Origin of the sequence: Mesorhizobium sp. M7A.F.Ca.CA.004.04.2.1 (assembly GCF_004022825.1) — a bacterium.
GTDB lineage: Bacteria > Pseudomonadota > Alphaproteobacteria > Rhizobiales > Rhizobiaceae > Mesorhizobium.
Genome location: NZ_RZPH01000816.1, coordinates 1 through 2781, shown reverse-complemented (window position 1 = coordinate 2781; position 2781 = coordinate 1). Strand labels below are relative to the sequence as shown.

At 63.5% G+C, this 2781-nt stretch carries 4 protein-coding genes; 2 read left to right on the top strand and 2 right to left on the bottom strand.

Annotation, left to right across the window (positions count from 1 at the left end):
* On the bottom strand, positions 1 to 385 hold a 385-nt coding region (locus EN893_RS27535; protein ID WP_128361933.1), incomplete at its 3' end, for a LysR family transcriptional regulator.
* Positions 386 to 495: 110 nt separating this feature from the next.
* Between EN893_RS27535 and EN893_RS27530 the strand changes: the two genes are divergently transcribed.
* Positions 496 to 681 (top strand): hypothetical protein, encoded by a 186-nt coding sequence (locus EN893_RS27530; RefSeq protein WP_127268414.1) that lies wholly within the window; start codon positions 496 to 498, stop codon positions 679 to 681.
* A gap of 37 nt (positions 682 to 718) precedes the next feature.
* Here EN893_RS27530 and EN893_RS27525 read toward each other — a convergent pair whose 3' ends face one another.
* A complete protein-coding gene (locus EN893_RS27525) occupies positions 719 to 1678 on the bottom strand; it encodes a sugar-binding transcriptional regulator (protein WP_127268413.1) in 960 nt (319 codons plus the stop codon).
* Positions 1679 to 1924: 246 nt separating this feature from the next.
* On the opposite strand from EN893_RS27525, the gene EN893_RS27520 reads away from it, so the two are divergent.
* Complete coding sequence (locus EN893_RS27520) at positions 1925 to 2557, top strand: HAD family phosphatase (RefSeq protein ID WP_127268412.1); 633 nt, start codon at positions 1925 to 1927, stop codon at positions 2555 to 2557.
* Positions 2558 to 2781: the final 224 nt, after the last annotated feature.

Sequence of the window (2781 nt, the reverse complement as noted above, 5' to 3'; positions counted from 1 at the left end):
GCGCTGGATGGGCGATCTGGAACGACCCCAGCCGGTGCGCGAGCCAGTTCGAGGCGAATGTCAGCACCGTCGTGACGCACAGCAAGCCGTCGGCCCCGCCACGCGCCGCGGCATAGGCCTGACCGAGAATGGCAAAGGCCTCGCTGACCGCCGGCGCGAGGCGCTGTCCAGCCTCGGTGAGTGCGATCTGGCGTGGTCGTCGCAGGAACAGCGGCGCGCCGACCCGTTCCTCCAGCACCTTGATCTGATAGCTGACCGCCGCTTGCGTCATGGCAAGTTCACTGGCGGCCTTGGTGAAGGAAAGATGCCGCGCCACCGCTTCGAACACCCGGATCGCCTGCAGCGGCGGAAGCTGTGCAACCTGCCGAGAGCTGAGGTCCGGCATAAAGCCTCCTTATGGGTCCTTATCGACGTTCGATTGGCAAAGACTGCCGTCAAGACCGACATTCCTAGTCAACCCGTCATTCGGGTTCCGGATAGCGAAGGTTGACGATCATGACCATGGCGCAGCAAAAATGCACTCCCGCACCGGATCACCGCTGGTTTTCGTGGCTGACGGATGGATTCGGCTGGTTCGCGGCCAAAAGACGAGCACATCTCGACATCAGGGACCTGTCGCCGCATCTGCAGCGCGATCTCGGTTTTCTCGATGGCAATGACCCTTTCGGGCGGCACAGCTAGCGCGGTTGGTTTTATCGCAAATCAGTTGTGGTTCCGGTCAGATGTTGGCCAGCAGGGCGGCGGCGGTCCGTTCATCGGTGATGAGGCCGTTGATCAGCCGCCGGTTCGCGGCCGCCAGGATGCCTGGCAGCTTTCGTTCGCCCATGGCCAGTGCGATGACCAGTGATTTCTCGCGTGACGGAAGCGACGCCGACGACACCCGGTCGTTGGTGATGCCCTCGATCATGCGGCCCTCCCTATCGAACACCCAGCCGACGATCTCGGCGATGCCGCCGGCCTTCTGCAGCGCCTTCAATTCGCTCTCCGAAATGAAGCCGTCTTCGTAGAGCGGCGCCTTGGGGCCGAGATCGCCGATGCCGATGAAGGTGACGTCGGCCTCGGCGGCAAGCGCAAGCGTCGGCTGGATCATCGGCTGGTTGAGCAGCATCTCGCGCTCCTCCGGCGACGAGGCGATGACCGGCAGCGGCATCGGGAAGGAGCGCGCCTTGACCCTGTCGGCCATGGTGAAGATGACGTTGTAGAAGGCTGCCGAGCCGTCCGGCGAGATGTTGCCGGTCAACGACACCACCTTGTGCTGCGGGCATTCCATCGGCGGCAACTGCTCGATCGCCGCCTTCAGCGTGCGCCCGGTGCCGATCGCCATGACGATCGGGGTCGGTGACCGCAGCCGCCGCTCGATCTCGGCGGCAGCCGCTTCGGCGATGCCGATCGTGGTCGAGGACGAATTGGGGTCGCTCGGCACCACCTCGACCAGATCGAGCGCAAAGCGCGATCTCAGCCGTGCCGCCAGATCGAGGCAGTTGGCGATCGGATGGTCGACGCGAACCTTGATCAAGCCCTCCGACACCGCCAGCGATACCAGCCGCTGCGCCGTTTGCCGCGAAATGCCGAGCGTCGAAGCGATCTGGTCCTGTGTGTTGCCGGCAACATAATAAAGCCAGCCGGCGCGCGCCGCATCGTCCAGCCTGTTGCTGCCACCATCCTGCCGGCTATTCAAAGTCCTGCCTCCCGAGACCGCCGGTCATGAGAGCGGCCCATGCCCACTTTCGCAGGGAACGGCCTGCTGCGCAATTGTCAATCTCGGGAGCAATTGCTTGCTGTCGATCGGCGTAGGCACGGCCCAGTTTTTTGCCTGTGTCGCCAAAGAGACTTGGCCGCGGTCCCGGCAGGCGGCAGGTTCTTGTGCTCCGAAGGTTTATCTCCCGGCTCAAACCCTTTAAGGGATGGCAAAAAGGAGCCTCACATGATGCCGAAAGCGGTTTTCTGGGACATGGACGGCACGCTGGTCGACAGCGAACCGCTGCACGAAGCAGCCCTGATGGCGGCGATGCGCAATGTCGGCCTTGTCCCGCCGGACGATCTGCATGAGCGCGTGCTCGGTGTCGCCGCCTGGCCGGTCTACGAGATGATGCGCGACGAGTTCGGCCTGGACCTGCCTTTCGACGACTGGATCGTGCGCAAATACGAGCATTATCTGCCGTTGGTCGAGGGGCTGAAGCCGCGCCCGGGCGCGATCGAGATATTCAACGAGCTGCGTGCAAGAGGCATCCAGCAGGCCGTGGTCTCGAATTCGGACCGGATGATCGTCGACGCCAATCTGAGCATGGTCGGCCTGATCTACCCCGGCATGAAGACGATCAGCCGCAACGATGTGCGCGAAGGCAAGCCGCATGCCGAGCCGTTCCTGCGCGCCGCCTATCTGGCCGATGTCGACCCTACGCACGCCGTGGCGATCGACGACAGCTGGCCGGGCGCCATGGCGGGACTGGCGGCGGGCATGAAAACGATCTTCTGGCCGGAAAAGCCGATGGAAGGCCCGCCCGGCGCCGTCGTCATCAACAGCGCCGAGGAATTGCGGACTGAACTGGGGCTTTAAGCTTGGGGAAAGTGGGTGGCTCTTCCTGCGACGTCGATGATTGGCGAAACCGGCGAATAAGAGCGTCCTTCTCCCCGTCACTATACGGGGAGAAGTGCCCGGCAGGGCGATGAGGGGCGGCGCCGCGATTGACAATGAAGGCGCTTTCCATGGCGTATTGAGATCACGGTCAGGCCGAGTTTTGGTTCGTCCCACACTTTCGGGGCTTGCGCCGCCCCTCATCC

Coding starts and splice junctions, on each gene's coding strand:
- EN893_RS27530 (WP_127268414.1), top strand. CDS start 496: ATGACCATGGCGCAGCAAAAATGCACTCCCGCACCGGATCACCGCTGG.
- EN893_RS27520 (WP_127268412.1), top strand. CDS start 1,925: ATGATGCCGAAAGCGGTTTTCTGGGACATGGACGGCACGCTGGTCGAC.